This is a genomic window from Desulfofundulus thermocisternus DSM 10259, from assembly GCF_000686645.1.
In the GTDB taxonomy this organism is placed as follows: Bacteria; Bacillota; Desulfotomaculia; order Desulfotomaculales; family Desulfovirgulaceae; genus Desulfofundulus; species Desulfofundulus australicus.
On record NZ_JMLG01000006.1, the window covers coordinates 51,455 to 68,551 of the forward strand.

At 49.8% G+C, this 17,097-nt stretch carries 20 protein-coding genes; 2 read left to right on the top strand and 18 right to left on the bottom strand.

Going from position 1 to position 17,097, the window contains the following annotated elements; translation table 11 throughout:
* The 10 genes from BR83_RS0106960 to BR83_RS16370 form a co-directional block, all read right to left on the bottom strand.
* Nucleotides 1–717: a Stp1/IreP family PP2C-type Ser/Thr phosphatase gene (locus BR83_RS0106960; RefSeq protein WP_027356479.1), complete on the bottom strand. Its 717-nt coding sequence runs from the start codon at nt 715–717 to the stop codon at nt 1–3.
* A complete protein-coding gene (locus BR83_RS0106965) occupies nt 695–1,219 on the bottom strand; it encodes an FHA domain-containing protein (RefSeq protein ID WP_034634686.1) in 525 nt (174 codons plus the stop codon). The genes BR83_RS0106960 and BR83_RS0106965 overlap by 23 nt, the downstream gene beginning before the upstream one ends.
* 1 nt (nt 1,220) lies before the next feature.
* Nucleotides 1,221–2,000 (bottom strand): FhaA domain-containing protein, encoded by a 780-nt coding sequence (locus tag BR83_RS0106970; RefSeq protein WP_027356481.1) that lies wholly within the window; start codon nt 1,998–2,000, stop codon nt 1,221–1,223.
* Nucleotides 2,001–2,018: 18 nt separating this feature from the next.
* The gene (rlmN, locus tag BR83_RS0106975; protein ID WP_027356482.1) at nt 2,019–3,056 is read right to left on the bottom strand and encodes a dual-specificity RNA methyltransferase RlmN; all 1,038 of its coding nucleotides are present in this window, start codon (nt 3,054–3,056) and stop codon (nt 2,019–2,021) included.
* 99 nt (nt 3,057–3,155) lie between these two features.
* Nucleotides 3,156–4,514 (bottom strand): 16S rRNA (cytosine(967)-C(5))-methyltransferase RsmB, encoded by a 1,359-nt coding sequence (gene rsmB / locus BR83_RS0106980; RefSeq protein WP_027356483.1) that lies wholly within the window; start codon nt 4,512–4,514, stop codon nt 3,156–3,158.
* Nucleotides 4,515–4,520: 6 nt separating this feature from the next.
* Nucleotides 4,521–5,282 (bottom strand): DUF116 domain-containing protein, encoded by a 762-nt coding sequence (locus BR83_RS0106985; RefSeq protein ID WP_027356484.1) that lies wholly within the window; start codon nt 5,280–5,282, stop codon nt 4,521–4,523.
* 6 nt (nt 5,283–5,288) lie between these two features.
* Nucleotides 5,289–6,227, bottom strand: coding sequence for a methionyl-tRNA formyltransferase (fmt, locus tag BR83_RS0106990; RefSeq protein ID WP_027356485.1), 939 nt, complete (start codon nt 6,225–6,227; stop codon nt 5,289–5,291).
* A 19-nt stretch (nt 6,228–6,246) separates the two neighbouring features.
* Nucleotides 6,247–6,711, bottom strand: coding sequence for a peptide deformylase (def, locus tag BR83_RS0106995; protein ID WP_027356486.1), 465 nt, complete (start codon nt 6,709–6,711; stop codon nt 6,247–6,249).
* A 17-nt stretch (nt 6,712–6,728) separates the two neighbouring features.
* Nucleotides 6,729–8,930, bottom strand: a complete 2,202-nt coding sequence (priA, locus tag BR83_RS0107000) for a primosomal protein N' (RefSeq protein ID WP_027356487.1) — start codon at nt 8,928–8,930, stop codon at nt 6,729–6,731.
* A gap of 3 nt (nt 8,931–8,933) precedes the next feature.
* The gene (locus tag BR83_RS16370; RefSeq protein WP_051617997.1) at nt 8,934–9,365 is read right to left on the bottom strand and encodes a hypothetical protein; all 432 of its coding nucleotides are present in this window, start codon (nt 9,363–9,365) and stop codon (nt 8,934–8,936) included.
* 164 nt (nt 9,366–9,529) lie between these two features.
* Here BR83_RS16370 and BR83_RS0107010 point away from each other — a divergent pair, with 164 nt between their 5' ends.
* Entirely contained in the window at nt 9,530–9,994 is a 465-nt protein-coding gene (locus BR83_RS0107010; RefSeq protein WP_242655802.1) for a MarR family winged helix-turn-helix transcriptional regulator, read from the top strand.
* A 28-nt stretch (nt 9,995–10,022) separates the two neighbouring features.
* Complete coding sequence (locus tag BR83_RS0107015; protein ID WP_027356489.1) at nt 10,023–10,388, top strand: hypothetical protein; 366 nt, start codon at nt 10,023–10,025, stop codon at nt 10,386–10,388.
* A gap of 5 nt (nt 10,389–10,393) precedes the next feature.
* On the opposite strand, the gene coaBC is transcribed toward BR83_RS0107015, so the two are convergent.
* Genes coaBC through dapF form a run of 8 tightly spaced genes read right to left on the bottom strand, consistent with a single transcriptional unit; the run spans nt 10,394 to nt 16,974 of the window.
* Nucleotides 10,394–11,611: a bifunctional phosphopantothenoylcysteine decarboxylase/phosphopantothenate--cysteine ligase CoaBC gene (gene coaBC, locus BR83_RS0107020; RefSeq protein ID WP_027356490.1), complete on the bottom strand. Its 1,218-nt coding sequence runs from the start codon at nt 11,609–11,611 to the stop codon at nt 10,394–10,396.
* A 19-nt stretch (nt 11,612–11,630) separates the two neighbouring features.
* Complete coding sequence (gene rpoZ, locus BR83_RS0107025; protein WP_027356491.1) at nt 11,631–11,831, bottom strand: DNA-directed RNA polymerase subunit omega; 201 nt, start codon at nt 11,829–11,831, stop codon at nt 11,631–11,633.
* Nucleotides 11,832–11,861: 30 nt separating this feature from the next.
* Entirely contained in the window at nt 11,862–12,476 is a 615-nt protein-coding gene (gene gmk / locus BR83_RS0107030) for a guanylate kinase (RefSeq protein WP_027356492.1), read from the bottom strand.
* 2 nt (nt 12,477–12,478) lie between these two features.
* The gene (remA, locus tag BR83_RS0107035; protein ID WP_027356493.1) at nt 12,479–12,760 is read right to left on the bottom strand and encodes an extracellular matrix/biofilm regulator RemA; all 282 of its coding nucleotides are present in this window, start codon (nt 12,758–12,760) and stop codon (nt 12,479–12,481) included.
* Between the two features lie 22 nt (nt 12,761–12,782).
* Nucleotides 12,783–13,661: a YicC/YloC family endoribonuclease gene (locus tag BR83_RS0107040; protein WP_027356494.1), complete on the bottom strand. Its 879-nt coding sequence runs from the start codon at nt 13,659–13,661 to the stop codon at nt 12,783–12,785.
* A 56-nt stretch (nt 13,662–13,717) separates the two neighbouring features.
* Nucleotides 13,718–14,911: a pyridoxal phosphate-dependent aminotransferase gene (locus BR83_RS0107045; protein ID WP_027356495.1), complete on the bottom strand. Its 1,194-nt coding sequence runs from the start codon at nt 14,909–14,911 to the stop codon at nt 13,718–13,720.
* Nucleotides 14,912–14,934: 23 nt separating this feature from the next.
* A complete protein-coding gene (locus BR83_RS0107050; RefSeq protein WP_027356496.1) occupies nt 14,935–16,113 on the bottom strand; it encodes an LL-diaminopimelate aminotransferase in 1,179 nt (392 codons plus the stop codon).
* A gap of 18 nt (nt 16,114–16,131) precedes the next feature.
* The gene (gene dapF, locus BR83_RS0107055; protein ID WP_027356497.1) at nt 16,132–16,974 is read right to left on the bottom strand and encodes a diaminopimelate epimerase; all 843 of its coding nucleotides are present in this window, start codon (nt 16,972–16,974) and stop codon (nt 16,132–16,134) included.
* Nucleotides 16,975–17,097 lie beyond the last annotated feature (123 nt).

The window sequence follows — 17,097 nt, forward strand, 5'->3', positions numbered from 1 at the left end:
TCAATCCACCGCCAGTAGGATGACTGTAATATTATCACTGCCACCTCTATTAAGTGCAGCCTGAATCAGTTTACTTACAGCCCTATCCGGATCAGGGTTTTCCTGCAGGAGCATAAGAATGTCTTGAGGTGACAGGTGTACCGTCAGGCCATCAGTACACAGGATGATTTTATCGCCTTTCTGGATTTTCACCCGGGCTCCATCCACTTCTACCCTCGGTTCGATACCCAGTGCACGGGTTAGAATATTGCGCCGGGGGTGATTGCGAGCCTGTTCTTCACTGATCCCGCCCAGGCGAACCAGCTCTCCAACCAGGGAGTGATCTTCTGTAAGCTGGTGCATTTTACCCTTACGCAACAGGTATACACGACTATCTCCTACATGAGCCAGGTACAGGTATTCATTTTTTACCAGAGCGGCGGTCAAAGTTGTACCCATACCTCGATAACCTGGATTACTAAAAGATAACTGATAAACCAGACGGTTGGCCTCCTGTATCCCCTGCAACAGCAATGATCCCGGATCACGTGGAAAGGGATAATGTGCTTTAAGAAAACGTACCAGCTCATTGATGGCCGTTCGGCTGGCAATTTCTCCTGCTTGATGACCACCCATTCCATCGGCAACAGCAAATAGCCCCAACCCGGGCTCAACGCACATGCTGTCCTCATTTACCTGTCTTACAAGTCCAGCATCACTGGCCTGACTCCACTTCATAAGCCCACCTCACAAACTGAAAGGTTACATTACCGATACGCAAACAATCACCATCGGCCAGAACGGTGGGCCGGTCCAGGCGCACCTCGTTAAGGTAGGTACCATTCAAACTGCCCAGATCCTGTATCCAGTACTGATGTCCATGCATGTAAATTACTGCATGCTCATGCGAAGAAAAGGGGTCAGGAATTACTACGTCGTTATGCTCTCCACGGCCCAGGGTAACCTTTTCCCCTAGATAAAAACTAGTTCCTTTTCCCAATCGTGAATTGGGACTGGCCAGAACCACCAGCCGCGCGCCAGCTTTGGGAACACTTTTATCCCGGGAACCAGGAAGAATATTGGTCTCCCTGGCACCGCCCTCACCGAAAGTATCAGGGACGGTTATAAATGAGTGCTCCTTATGCAGGCCCCGGAACATATAGCGTACAACCACAAATAAAAAGGCATAAAGGAGAAACAGAAAAAGATAGCGCAGGATGGTTAATAAAATACCTGCCAATTCATTCCACCTCAAAAACACAAAGGGTAGTTCCCATTTTTATGGTATCACCTGGTACCAGGACTTTGGTATGTACCCGAACGCCATTTATATAAACACCATTGGTGCTGCCCAAATCCGTAATCACAAACTCTCCGCCCCGGTACTCCAGCTGGGCATGGCGCCGGGAGACACTGTTATCAGTGAGAATCACATCACAGGTATCACGACGGCCTATAACCATGGTAGCAGGCTGAAGAGGGAAAACTTTTCCCGCCTGTGGACCAGCCTTAACCACCAGGCGTGCTTTTAGGCCTGCGGGAACTGCCGATGCCGGCGCGGTATTTTTAACCGGCTGATATTCCAGAGTATTCTCGAGTTCCTCTTCCCCGTCACCCACCGGGCCAGGCTCTTCTTCGCCAGGAATATGTATTGCTTCCCCAAAACGACCTTCAATGCGCATCTGTCCTTCCGGAACCGTGGCATCTTCCTGAATTTCCACTTTTGGAGGAGCAACCAGGGTAAAATTTTTTTCCTCTGCTTTCCTGGCCAGGTAATCCTGCAACTCCCGGATCAGATAAGGTGTTATGGAAGAAACAGCCCGATAATCCTCGGTATGTAAATAAATGGTGAACTCATTGGGTACATAAACCCGGGTGATACTTATCCGCTTCCGGTCACGCATTTCCCGGGCCAATCTTTTGGCCATTTCCACAGGTTGGACCCGGCCTTTAAATTTATCACGGAAAAAGCCTTCTATGTACCTTTCCAAACTACCTTCCAGGCCGGAAAAGAGTCCCATTCTGGGTCCCTCCCCCACTTATAACAAACCCAGGACACGGCGCCGCAGCTGCCCGCAAGCAGCATCAATATCACTGCCCAGTTCCCGGCGAACCGTTACCGCAAGACCGGCCCTTTCCAGTATGTTTTTAAAATATTTTACACGGGTAGCCGGAGGTCGGGAAAACTTTTTCCCGCTTACAGGGTTTACGGGTATAAGATTAATATGACATAGCAGGTCCTTTACCAACCGGACAAGTTCCTCAGCAAAGCGCGGACTATCATTTACCCCGGATAACAGGGCGTACTCGAAAGTAATACGCCGGCCGGTGCGTTTTACATACTCGCGACAAGCAGGGATAAGTTCTCCCAGGGGGTAACGCCGGTTAACGGGCATAAGGTGACTACGCAATTTATCGTTAGGTGCATGTAGCGAAACGGCCAGGGTCACCGGCAGGCGACGCCGGGACAACTCTAAAATTCCCGGGACTATCCCGCAGGTGGAGATGGTTATATGGCGGTACCCAATATGCAAGCCGTAAGGAGCATGAATGTGGTCCAAAAAAATTAGTACGTTATCCAGATTATCCAGTGGTTCCCCGGAACCCATCAAAACTACGTGATTGATTTTTTCACCGAAATCAAATTGCATGGCTAATACTTGATCATACATTTCGCCGGGGGAAAGATTGCGAATAAAACCACCAGCAGTAGAAGCACAAAAGCGGCATCCCATGCGACAACCTACCTGAGTTGAAATACAGGCAGTACAACCATAATGATAGCGCATTAAAACACTCTCTATTGCCTGGCCGTCCACCAGACGGTACAGGTATTTTACAGTATCCCCCCGCAATGATACCTGTTTTTGCATTAATGTAAGGTTTTTTAATTGAACCATATCTTGTAACTTAACCCGCAAATCCCGGGGGAGATCTGTCATTTCCTCCCAGGACTGACAGCACCTTTGAAAAAGCCAGCGAGCAAGCTGCGATGCCCTGTACGGCGGTTGATCCAGGGAGGATAAAAATTCCTTTATCTGGTCAAAGGTTAGATCTTTCAAATTTATGCTCATCATAAACACGGCCCCGTTTTCCGTCGACATCTTCTTCCATCACTATATTATACCATACCCCCGGGAAAAAAATTTGATAAAGCGCCATTCTGCGAATACATGTTATACAGGGAGCTTCTTCCGGAAGCGAGCAATAAAAAACCCATCCATTCCATGCCGGTGTGGTAATAACTGAATATAACCACGGGAGAGGGTTTTCTGGAAATCCAGGCCGGAAGGCAAATATGGGGAAAGGTCCTCCAAAGAAAACTCAGGATGACGGGCTAGAAATTCATTTACCTGATCAAGATTTTCTTCCCTGGTTATGGTGCAGGTACTGTATACCAGTATCCCGCCTGGTTTCAAATGAGGGGCCACCCCTTCCAGCATCTCCCTTTGCAGAATTGTCATTTCCTCAATGGAAGCCCTGGTTTTGCGCCAGCGAGCATCGGGTCGCCGGCGCAGTACCCCCAGGCCGGAACAGGGTGCGTCCAGCAAGATAAAATCCCACGGGTCCATACCATGGTCGAGGTAACGGGCATCCGCCGATACGGCCCTGACGCAGGTAATACCCAGACGACGGCAATTGGCAGCTATTAATTTAATTTTATGAGGGTGAATATCCAGAGCAGTTATTTCTCCCTGGTTATTCATCAATTGAGCCAGGTGAGTTGTTTTAGTACCGGGAGCGGCCGCTGCATCCAGGACTCGCGCTCCCGGGTAAGGTGATAGAGCATGTCCGACCAGCATGGAACTTTCATCTTGAACCATAAAAAGGCCTTCTTTAAAAGGCGTAAAATTATGCAGGGTGGGAAATCCAGCTATCTTTAACCCTTCCGGAGCGTAGGAAGTGCATTCAGCTGCTACACCTTCCTTCCATAACCGTTGTTTAAGTTCCTGCCTGGTGTTCTTCAGGGTATTCGTTCGGATTGTGTTGGGAGCAGGATCATTATTGGCCTGGCAAAGAGCAACGGTTTCATCCACGCCAAATTCCTCCAGCCACCGCTGTACAAGCCAGGATGGGTGAGAGTAGCGCAGTGCAATATGGGCAACCGGATCATCATTTAAATCGGGAAAGGGTATGTTTTTACCCCTGCGGGCCAGGTTGCGCAAGACACCGTTTACAAAACCTACCGCCCCTGCATGACCGTAGCGGCGGGCCAGTTCACTGGATTCGTTGCATGCAGCTGCATCAGGAACCCGTTCCAGGTAAATTATTTGGTAAGCACCCAGGCGAAGTATATTACGTATCCACGGATTCTGGGAAGCCAGGGGCTGATGTAAAAAATGACCCAAAAGCCAGTCAATGGTATTTAAACGGCGCAGGACACCATATACCAGTTCAGTTGCGAAAGCCCGATCCAGCTTACCCGGACGGTAGTGTTCCAGAATACGATCCAGGGCCAGGTTGGCATAAGCCTGTTCCTGATCCACGGCATATAAAACTTTTAAGGCTACTTCCCGGGCATTTACCCGATCCAACACTTATCACCCCTTATTCGAGCCGCAAAAGTACCGGATTGCTCTTTCCACTGAAGGTACGGAAACAGAGGTATTAAAACAGGGGCCAAAGGGACGTTCATTGGTCACCCCCAGAACAGGAATGGGATTGCTATCCAAAATGCCGCTGACCAGATCCCGTTCGCAAGCTACAGCTACAATTGCCCGGGGCCGGTATTCCCGCACGTATTTACGAGCCAGGGTACCTCCCGTAGCCAGACCCATATTAAATCCATATCTATCTCTTAAATCCAGTAACTTACTTATACAGCACCTGCCGCAGCGGCGGCAGTTATCCATGTGAACTGTAATTTTATACGGGCATTCACTGTATTGCAGGCAATGGGGTACAAGCAATAGCAGTTCTTCCGGAGGTACCCTGAGGTTTCTGGCCTGTACCATCTGGTTATTAACTTCAATAAATGATTTCTTTATCCGGTCAGGATCTATACGTAATAACCGACCAAGGACAAGGGCTACGGGAAAAAATAAATTTACAGCTATTCGTATTGGCGCCTGCAGGGGCTCAAAGGCACGGGCTGCCAGCAAGGTAATTACTATTCCTGCCAGACCACTTAAAGCCAAGAAGAAAATCCCTGCCAGAAGAAAAACCATGATCAAGAGGATTACCTGATAGGCCAGGGAACGGGCCGGATTAAAAATCAAGTACCAGGTGCCTACCGCCAAAAATGCTACCAGTAACAGGCTGGCTCCTAAAAGACCTAAAAAAAGCCGCTTATGGGTATTCATCGCCCTTCACCGACCCAGAACCGTTCCTGGAACCAGGTTATGGCCGCGTAAAAAATCTGCGATCGGTAAACGTCGCCCTCCCTGCAGCTGTACCTCCTGTAAAGATAAATAACCCTTTCCTGTAGCCACCAGCACCTCTTCACCTGCGGTAACCACCTGGCCGGGAATCACTCCTTTTACTGGATTGCCTTCTCCCTTTATCGACACCCGCCATACTTTTAAAACCTTTCCTTCCCACCAGGTTCGGGCGCCAGGCCAGGGGTCCAGTCCCCGGATCTGGTTATATAAGTCCCGGGCCGCTCTCTCCCAGTTGATTATTTCATCTTCCCGGGTTAAAGGTGGTGCGTAAGTGGCCAGGCTGTCCTCCTGAGGACGTCTCCGGAGATTACCCTGTTTTAAAAGTTGGAGAGCCTTTAGCAAAAGTTCCGCCCCCAGCAGGGCAAGCCGATCATGGAGCACCCCGGCGTTATCTGTTTCCTCAATTGACACGGCCTGTTGCAAAAGAATATCACCCGTATCCAGGCCTTCATCCATAAGCATAATGGTAACACCGGTTTCCCTTTCTCCGTTCATAATTGCCCGGTGAATAGGAGCTGCCCCCCGGTAGCGCGGCAATAAAGAAGCATGAATATTAACACAACCCCTGGGCGGAAGGTAAAGTATGGAAGGTGGCAGGATCTGCCCGTAAGCCGCTACCACAATTATATCCGGCTTAAGTTCTCTAAGCTGTTCGATAAAATAATCATCCCTCACCCGCACAGGCTGCAAAACTGGTAATCCCATACGCAGAGCAGCTTGCTTTACTGGAGGGGGCTGTATTCGCCCACCCCTCCCCCTGGGGCGGTCGGGCTGGGTAACTACCCCTACCACCGGATACCCTGCATTTACCAGGGCATGCAAAGCGGGCACTGCAAAGTCCGGTGTGCCCATAAATACGACACGCATAATTTTTCCCCTCTTCCAATCATGACCCTGGATTGATGCGTCGAATACGCACAGCCCGGTCGATAAATAGTATACCATCCAGGTGATCAATTTCATGCTGCAACGCCCTGGCCTGATACCCCCGGGCATGGTGTTCTACCGCATTTCCGTACCTGTCCATTCCTTTAACCCGCACCTCAGCGGCCCTGGTTACTTCACCTACCACATTGGGCAAACTTAAACATCCTTCAGTATCAGTATCTTCTCCCCGGGCCTCCACTATTTCAGGATTAATTAGTTCAATCAAGCCTTCCCCGGTGTCTACCACAATCACCCGTTTGGAAACTCCAATCTGGGGCGCAGCCAGCCCCACCCCCCGGGCATGATACATGGTATCCTTCATGTTGTCCAGGAGCTTGTGAATATTGGGGGTAATTTTGGTAACCGGTTTAGCTTTTTCCCGTAAAATCTCATCTCCAAAAAGTACAATCTTAAAAACTGCCATTTTTAAAACCTCCCCAATTACATCATACTCTGTGGAGCAATATCTACGGAAACTTGTACCCGGCGATAATTACTCATATTGTAAAAACCGTTCATCGCAGCTGTAGCCGCTTCCCGTAAAAAATTTTGAACTGGAGCTTTTAAAACCAGATGCCAGCGGTAACGATCTTTAATCCGGCCGATGGGAGCAGGAGCTGGTCCCAGCAACTCTACAGGCGCGTTTGTGGTTCGAACTGCCTGCGCCAGGAAATCTGCTGCCTCCTGAACCTCCCTTTCCAATTTCCCTGTAACCAGCAACCGGGCAAGATGCGTAAAAGGAGGGTAACCCAGAGCCCGTCTCAAGGCCATTTCCCGGCGGTAAAATCCCCGGTAATCATGGTTTTGGGCACAGGTTATAGCATAGTGTTCCGGGGAATAGGTCTGGATCATTACTTCTCCCTTTTTTTTGCCCCGTCCTGATCGACCTGCTACCTGGGTGAGCAATTGAAAAGTACGCTCACTTGCCCGAAAATCAGGCATATGAAGGGAAATATCAGCATTAATTACCCCCACCAGGGTCACGCCGGGAATATCCAGACCTTTGGCAACCATCTGAGTACCTACCAGAATGTCCGCTTCACCCTCGCGAAAAGTTTCTATGATTTCCCTGTGCGCGCCACGCCGGCCTACCGTATCGCTATCCAGGCGCAGAACACGGGCCGCAGGGAATAAGCGACGGATTTCCTGTTCCACCTTCTGGGTTCCCATGCCCAGGTAAGCTACATAATGGCTACCACAACCGGGACATAAAGAAGGAGCCATTACACTGTAATTGCAGTAGTGACAGCGCAGCCGCCCGCTGGCATGATAGGTAAGGGAAATATCACAGTGGGGGCATTTCAAAACTAACCCGCATTCCCGGCATACTACCAGCGTGGAATAACCCCGCCGGTTCAAAAAAAGGATGACCTGCTCCCGGCGGGACAGACGATCGGCTATGGCTTCCTGAAGAACTCCGGAAAAAATCCCCTTATTTCCCTTTCGTAGCTCCCGGCGCAAATCGATAAGATGAACGGAAGGCAAGGTAAGCTCGCCCACCCGCTGGTTCAATTCCAGCAACTGATACGTTCCCCCACCAGCAGCCTGGCAATAAGATTCCAAAGAAGGCGTTGCACTGCCCAGAACCACCACTGCCCCGGTATATCCGGCCAAACGCAGGGCTACCGTCCGGGCATGATAACGGGGGCTTTCCTCCTGTTTGTAAGAAGGCTCGTGCTCCTCATCTAAAATGATTAAACCCGGTTTTTCCAGGGGGGAAAAAATAGCCGAACGAGCTCCCAGAACCACCTTCGCCTCTCCCGTACGCAGGCGATGGTATTCATCATATCTTTCCCCGTCAGAAAGGCGACTATGCAGAACAGCCACCTGATGGCCAAAACGACTCCTGAATAAATCAATCATCTGTGGGGTCAGAGCAATTTCCGGAACCAGTACAATGGCCTGCTTCCCCCGGTTAAGAGCTGCGGCAATAGCCTGAAGGTAAACCTCTGTCTTCCCGCTACCCGTTACCCCGTGAAGTAAAAAAACATGCCGCCCGTCCTTTTTATCCAGTGCCTCAATAATTTTTTTTACCGCCCGCAACTGCTCTTCATAAAGAACGGGCGGAACACTCCTTTTTTCAGGCAGGTTCCGGCACGGATCTCTGAGTTCAATGCGTTCCTTGCTGGCTAAAAGCCCCCTGGCCACCATGGAGTCCACCACTCGCGGAGAAACACCGGCCGCCTCTGCCAGCTCTTTCCTGGTGAGGCCGGGGCGGGCCTGAATAACCTCCCATACTGCTGCGCTCTTAGGAGCACGACGGGGATCGGGAACATTACCGCAAACTGCAGGCCACAATCCTTTTACCTTTTTCGGCCCCTTTATCTGAAGTAAAGGCCAGATAATTGCCCGCAAGGCCTTCACTGTGGGGCAGAGGTAATACGCCGCCATCCAGCGGGCAAGTGCCAGCTGAAGGGGAGTAAAAATGGGATCTTCATCCAGCAGGGCAGCCAGATCTTTTAATTCTTCTTGATTTGGTGCCGGGTTAAGACCAACTACATAACCTTCTATTTTTCGACGGCCAAAGGGTACCAGTACCCGGCTGCCAACCTGAACCCTGCCCGCCAGGGATGGAGGTATATTATAATAAAAAACCTTGTCCACCTGATGGTGAGCTATAGACACCAGCACTTCCGCTTGCAAACCTTATCTCTCCCTGCCGCCGAACTTTAAACGGGGTATACATTCTCCCGGAGGTGGAACAGAAACTTCCGGGATTTTTTTACTCCTTCTTTCCTGGTAATTAGTTTTATTAACCGGCGAGTCACCTGTTATGGCATTTTTATCACTCATCAGCGCGGGTGAACGACTTTCCTGCGCAGGAAAACGGGGTGCATGGGTAATGGTAATACTATTTAAGATAAATTCTTCTTCCTGAACCAGCTCACCATTGCTATAATAACGGCGCCGTATCTCAGCCCTTGGAATAAAGGCTGCAAACTCCGCCGGCACATCCAGTTTACTGCGCCGGCTCATAATCATGTTCATCTCCCCGAGCCTGATGTCAACCCTGTCATTCTGGCGCCACTTATCCCCATGTGAATGCTGAGGTATGGAAAACCAGGGATGGAGAAACATGGCAAATCACCCCTGGTATATTTTACTACCCGGAAAACGAAAAAGATACACCCCGGGGAACCATTCTGAAAACCAGGCCATAAAAAATGGGATCAGCCATTGACGAAAATATTTAATATATTTACAATTAAAGTACGGAATACTTTTGAATGGGAGGATTTTTCTTGCCTCCAGAAAACAATCAAATCCAGGGAGAAGGTTATCTGGCCGTACGCACCGTGATTGAGCTAACCCGAACCATGGATCTGCTTGAAGACCTGCTGGCCAGGCATTTGGCCCATTTTAACCTCTCCCAGCCCAAATTTAATGCTCTAATGGAACTTTACTATGCAGGGGAAGAAGGCCTCCCCCTTTCCGAACTGGGGGAGCGCATGCTGGTAAGCCGGGCCAATATTACCGGACTGATTGATCGCTTACAAAGGGACGGGCTGGTGGTTCGGGCGGTTGATCCTAAAGACCGGCGCGTGATTCGCGCTCAACTTACTCCCCGGGCTGTACAGCTTATTCACGGAGTTTTACCTCTGCACATGAATTTACTGAAGCAGGCCACAGCCAGTTTAAACCCCGAAGAAAAGGAAACCCTTATCCGCCTGCTGACCAAGTTGCAGGAAGGTTTAGAGAAATTATAAATAATTTTGTTAAGGGAGTTGATTTTCCATGAAATGTGCCAGATGCCAGGAAGAAATACTGCCCCAGGACAGCTATGATTATTACGGGCAAACTCTATGTGAGGACTGTTATATTGCCGCCCTCCAGCCTCCAAAACCCTGTGACCCGACTGCTGTAGCCAGTGCCACAGCTACCAGAAAACAATTGGGACAAACAGGTACGGCAGGTTTGACCCCACTTCAACAAAAAATTTATGCATACATTAAAGAAAAAGGGAAAGTAACCAAAGAAGAGGTGGCCAGCTTTTTAAATCTGCCCCCATGGGAACTGGAAAGACAATTTGCCGTCCTGCGCCATTGTGAGCTGGTTAAAGCCACCAAAGAAGGACAGCAAATATTTTTAACCTTATGGTAAAATATCTAACTGTAGCTATTCCCGGTAGAACGAAGTTCTCTAATAGCATCGAGAATGCGGTGTGCCAGCGTTTTCTTATCCATTAGCGGTAAGGATTGAATGCGACCATCACGGTAAAACAATTTAACAATATTGGTATCACTACCGAAACCCGCCCCCGGCCGCGTTACATCGTTGGCTACGAGCAAATCCAAATTTTTAGCGTGCAGTTTATGATGAGCATTTTTTTCCAGTTCCTCAGTTTCAGCAGCAAATCCTACCAGAGTTTGATCTGGTTTTTTTCGTTGCCCCAATTCATACAGTATATCGGGGTTCTTTTCCAGTTCAAGAAGCAGGGTTCCTTCCTGCTTTTTTATTTTGTGGCTGGCCACTATTTTGGGACGATAGTCAGCCACCGCCGCTGCTTTAATCACTATATCCTGCGCAGGAAATCGTTCCATTACTGCTTCATACATTTGTTGAGCAGTCTCAACGGAAACCAGTTCCACCCCTGCAGGCGGGCTCAAACTGGTGGGAGCTGATACGAGGGTAACCGTAGCCCCACGCTGTAAGGCCGCCGCCGCCAGGGCATACCCCATTTTACCTGAGCTGCGGTTAGAAATGTAGCGTACCGGGTCCACCGGCTCCCTGGTTCCCCCGGCAGTAACCAGGACTTTCAATCCCTTGAAATCAGCCGGTGAAGATAATAATCCCTCAATGTATTCCAGAATGATTTCGGGAGCCGGCAAACGTCCCCTACCCTCCGCACCACAGGCCAGACGGCCTTCAGCTGGCTCAATAATATGGTAACCCAATTCAGCAAGCCGTTTGAGGTTTTGTTGTACCGCCGGATGAGCATACATCTGAACATTCATGGCCGGGCACAGGAGCACAGGACAGGTTGCCGCCAAAACCAGGGTGCTTAAAAGATCATCGGCATGACCATAAGCCAGCCTGGCCAGAACATTTGCCGTCGCTGGCGCTATGACAATTAAATCGGCCTTCCTGGCCAGCTCAACATGGGGAATAGTTTCACCGTCAGGAAGATGACCGAAAAGAGCGGTATATACCGGTCTACCTGTTAGTGCAGTAAAAGTTAGGGGTTGCACAAACTCCTGTGCGGCCCGTGTCATGACTACATCTACCAGGGCACCGGTTTTAACGAGGGCACTAGCCAGTTCGGCAGCTTTATAAGCGGCAATTCCCCCGGTTACACCCAGGATAACGGATTTACCTGAAAGCATACCTTCTTCTCCTCTCATCTCACTTAACTCCATGTTTGGTCCGCCGGTAACGAATTTGCCCCTGTACTACCTCATGCAGTGCCCTGGTAACCGGTTTGGTTACCGGGTCATCCTCCTCACCCTTTTCGGTTAACATTCTCGCCCTTTTTGCCACCACCACGACCAGCGTATAACGGCTATCAACTTTCTTCATTAATTCATCCAGAGAAGGTTGATTCACAGCCATCCCCCGCACTACCGGTATTTTATTCTAGAAGTCACTTAAATTACCCCAGCTTTCATCTATTTTCAGGCGCTGGGGACGACATTTTTCAGCTAAAATAATGGCTTGCAGAGTAGCAACAGCCTCTTCTACCTGCCGGTTAATCACCACATAATCGTAACGTTTAAGGAAACCCAACTCCGTATTGGCCCAGTGTAATCGCCGCTGAATTTCTTCGGCAGAATCCGTACCCCGGCCGGTAAGACGTTCAACCAGTACAGCCCGTGAAGGAGGGAGGAGAAAAACCAGCACTGCCGAGGGAAATTTCTTTTTTACCTGCAATCCCCCCTGGACATCGATCTCCAGGAGCACGTCCTCACCCCTGGCCAGGGCATCTTTCACAGCCTTCAAAGGTGTACCGTAATAGTTGCCGTAAACCTCTGCCCATTCCAGCAATTCTCCAGCATCAACCATTTGCTGGAATTTTTCCCGGGATACAAAAAAATAATTAACTCCGTCCACTTCCCCTGCCCGTGGCTTCCTGGTCGTAGCGGAGATGGAGAGGTGAATGCCCGGTTGCTTTTCCAGCAAAGCCCGGCAAACGGTGCCCTTACCGGCCCCCGAAGGGCCGGATAACACCATCAATATACCCTCAGCTTTCATAGTTATTCATCCGCTCGCTCTTCCAGCTGGGCTGATGTACTCTCCTTGTTAACCAGACGATGGGCCACCGTCTCCGGCTGTACAGCAGAGAGAATTACATGATCGCTATCGGTGATAATTACCGCCCTGGTACGACGCCCGTAAGTAGCATCGACAAGCTTGCCCTGATCGCGCGCCTCATTGATAATGCGTTTAATGGGAGCTGATTCAGGGCTGACAATGGCCACAATACGATTCGCCGAAACAATATTACCAAAGCCAATATTTATCAGTCTAATGTCCATTACTTTCCCCCCCGTCACGGGATTATTCAATATTTTGAACCTGCTCCCGCATTTTCTCCAGTTCACTTTTTACCTCTACTACCATCTGGCTAATCTCAATATCAGGAGCCTTGGAGGCAATGGTGTTGATTTCCCGGTTCATCTCCTGAATCAAAAAATCCAGCTTGCGACCAACGGGGCTACCTTTCTCCAGTAATTCGCGAAATTGACTTATATGGCTGGCCAGCCGTACCACTTCTTCAGTAATATTAGAGCGTTCGGCAAAGATGGCTACCTCCATGGCCAGCCGGTTCTGATCCAGTGGAATATCTGGCAACCATTCCCTTATTCTTTGTAGCAAGCGTTCGTGGTATTCTGTTACCACCTCTGGCGCCCTGGCCTTTATTTGCCCGTTTATTTCTGCAATTCTTTCCAGGCGACGGATCAAATCCATTTTTAGTTGCTTACCTTCGGCCAGGCGCATTTCCATCAAACTATCCAGAGCCTGTTCGATGGCCTGGGAAATAACAGGCCACCAGGTTTCAACCTCTTCCTCGGGTTCAGCCAACACCAGTAACCCCGGCAGGTTAATCAGATGCTGGATGGTAACAGGATCAGTTAAACCCAGGGTTACCTTTAATTCTTCCATTGCCTTATAATACGATGCTGCCAGGGCTTTGTCAACTTTTACAACCGGCTCCTGCTCACTGCATTCCTCCACCGAAAAGTAACCGTCTATCCTTCCGCGGGAGATGCGGGATTGAATTAGCCTTCTGGCCCGATCCTCCAGGGAAACCATATTTCGGGGTAAGCGCAGTATAACTTCGCAAAAACGATGATTGACGGATTTAAGTTCCACCGTAAATTTCTTGCTCTCCCCGTATGCTTCACCCCGGCCGAAACCGGTCATGCTTTTAAGCAACAAATCCTGCTCCTTTCCTTATAAATGTTAGAGCAAGGGGAACGATTTCGTTCCCCTTAATCAATCCGGGAGATAAACTGTTCAATGCGGTTAAGCCCTTCCTCAATATTTTCCATGGAAGTGGCATAGGAAAGACGGAAGCAGCGGTCATCACCAAAAGCCACTCCGGGAACCACCGCCACTTTAACTTCATCCAGGAGAAGGCTGGCCAGATCACTGGCGCCGTTTATTCGCCTTCCCTTATACTGACGACCAATATACCCGGCTATTGAAGGAAAAACATAAAAGGCTCCATGGGGAGTGCTACAGGAAATCCCCGGCATGGCGTTCAAGCGCTGAAGCATGTAATCGCGCCGCCGCCGGAACTCCGCCACCATCTCCTTTAAGGGTTCCTGGGTTCCGGTTAGAGCCGCCACACTGGCCGCCTGAGCAATAGAGGTAGGGTTGGACGTGGAATGGCTTTGTAAATCAACCATAGCTTTAGCCACTTCCGCAGGAGCAGCAGCATAACCAATGCGCCATCCCGTCATGGCGTAAGCCTTGGACATGCCGTTGATAATCACAGTCAGTTCTTTTAAGGCCGGGCTCAAAGAGGCTATACTAATATGGCGGTAATCATCATAGATCAGCTTTTCATATATTTCATCGGAAATGACTACCAGGCCGAATTCTTCAATTACTTTCCCGAGCTCCAACAATTCATCCCTGCTGTATACCGCCCCGGTTGGGTTACCGGGAGAGTTTAAAATGACCATCCTGGTACGGGGACTGATGACCGAACGAAGCTGCTCAGCCGTCAATTTAAAGCCGTTTTCCTGGCTGGTCTGGATAATTACAGGTACGGCACTAGCAAGCTTTATTTGCTCCAGGTAAGTAACCCAATAAGGTGCCGGCAGGATAACCTCATCTCCCGGTTGCAGGAGCACCATCATGGCGTTATAAAGTGAATGCTTGGCCCCCACAGAAACCACTATCTGGTCTGTGGTGTAATCCAGGCCGTTATCAACCTTCAGTTTTTTTACAATGGCTTCCCTTAATTCCAGAATACCACCCACCGGGGTATATCTGGTCTTTCCCATACGGATAGCGGCCATGGCCGCCTCTTTTATATGTTCTGGAGTATCGAAATCCGGCTCACCAGCACCAAAATTAATCACCTTTTCCCCGGCAGCAATCATTTTCTTGGCCCGGGCATCGATGGCCAGAGTGGGTGAGGGACTGATGTTTTTAGCCCTGTCTGCCAGCCTCACAGTTGATCATCTCCTGCAGTAGTTTAGAATTTGACCGGCCCGAGATTACTCTTTAACCGTTCCACCGCTTCCTTTAAACGGGCGGTGTCTACAGTTAGAGATATCCGGAAATAACCTTCCCCGTTGGCACCATAACCGGTACCTGGCGTTATTACCACCCCGGTTCTTTCCAGTACCAGCTCCGCAAAAGATTCGCTGGTATACCCGGTGGGAACGGGAGCCCAGATATAAAAAGTTGCTTTTGGTTTTTCCAGTTTCCAGCCCAGAGAATTCAAACCTTCCACCAGGATATCCCTGCGCTCACGGTAAAGTTCGTTTACCCGGCTGATAACTTCCTGCGAACCATTTAATCCTGCCATGGCAGCATACTGGATGGCCTGAAATTGCCCGGAATCCAGGTTGGATTTCAGGCGACCCAGTGCCTCGATAACCTCAGGACAACCTGCAGCCCAACCTATCCGCCAGCCAGTCATATTAAAGGGTTTGGAAACGGAGCCAAACTCTATACCCACCTCTTTGGCACCGGGAACCTGCAAAAAGCTGGGCGCGCGGTAACCATCGAAAGCTATTTCCGTGTAAGCAGCATCGTGACAAACCAGCACGTTAAATTCCCGGGCAAAAGCAACCACTTCCGCAAAGAATGCTTCGTCAGCTACCGCACCTGTAGGGTTGTTGGGATAGTTGATAAATATCATTTTCGCCCGGCGGGCCACTTCTGTGGGGATAGAAGCCAGATCAGGGAGATACCCCCGCTCAGCCTTTAATGGCATGTAATAGGGAACTGCCCCGGCCAGAATAGCTCCTCCGGCATAAACAGGATAACCCGGGTCTGGTACCAGCACCGTATCCCCGGGGTTCAAGTAGCACCAGGAAATATGAGCAATACCTTCCTTGGAACCGATAAGGGCAACCACTTCGGTCTCAGGATTCAATTGTACCCCGAACCGCCTGGCATACCAGCTAGCAACCGCTTGCCGGTAGCAGAGCATCCCGACAGAAGATGGATACTGGTGATTGGCCGGATTACGGGCCTCTTTAATCAGTTCCTCAATAATATGATCTGGAGTAGGTTGGTCAGGATCGCCTATCCCCAGGCTTATTATGTCTACACCGGCAGCTTTTTTTTCCTCAATCAACCGTTCCACGCGGGCAAAGAGATAGGGGGATAAATTTTTCAGGCGTTGTGCTTGTTCAAATCGCAAAATTGATACCTCCTTTTTCTAGACACAGGGAATATGACCGCAAAATACTTCTTCTGCCGGTCCCGTCATAAAAAGATGTCCATCTTCTCCCCATTCAATGTCCAGGGTTCCTCCCGGAAGGTGAACCATGACCTTACGACCCGTCAGGTTGTTCAGCACACCTGCCACCACAGTGGCACAGGCACCTGTACCGCAGGCCAGGGTAGGTCCGGCACCCCGCTCCCAAACCCTCACCTTAACCTCATCCCTGCTTAAAACCTGCACAAATTCGACGTTAGTTTTTCGAGGGAAAGAGGGGTGATTTTCCAGTTTGGGCCCCAAACCGTACAGGTCTACCTGTTCTACATCGGGTACAAAAAGCACACAGTGGGGATTACCCATAGAAACGGCAGTTATATAAAAGGTCTGTCCTTCAAGAACCAGGGGTTCATTGATCACCATCCCCCCCGGGCCAATCATGGGTATTTCCTCCCTTTCCAAACGGGGAATACCCATGTTTACCTGCACTGCTGCCACCCGTCCCTTTTCCACCAACAGGCGGGGAATCATTACTCCGGCCCGGGTTTCAATATGCATCACTTCTTTTTCAATCCCGCCCCGTTCGTAGAGATATTTAGCCACGCAACGGATGGCGTTGCCACACATTTCTGCCTCAGTGCCATCAGAATTGATGATTTGCATAAAAACATCGGCATTGGGGCTGGGACGGATTAGCACCAGCCCGTCAGCTCCAATGCCCCGGTGGCGATGACATAAGCGCCGGGCATATTCCGGTAAATCTCTTCCCTCCGGCCATTCCTGTTTAGTCAGGTCCACCAGAATAAAGTCGTTCCCCAGGCCATGCATTTTAAAAAATTCCAAGCAGGAAAGCCCTCCTCATTAGAGGTACAATACCCGTCTTCTGTTCCTGGAGACGGTACCCCTTTAATAAATTATTTCCCAACCTTGAAAGGACAAAATTATTACTTCGCCTTATATAGTGGT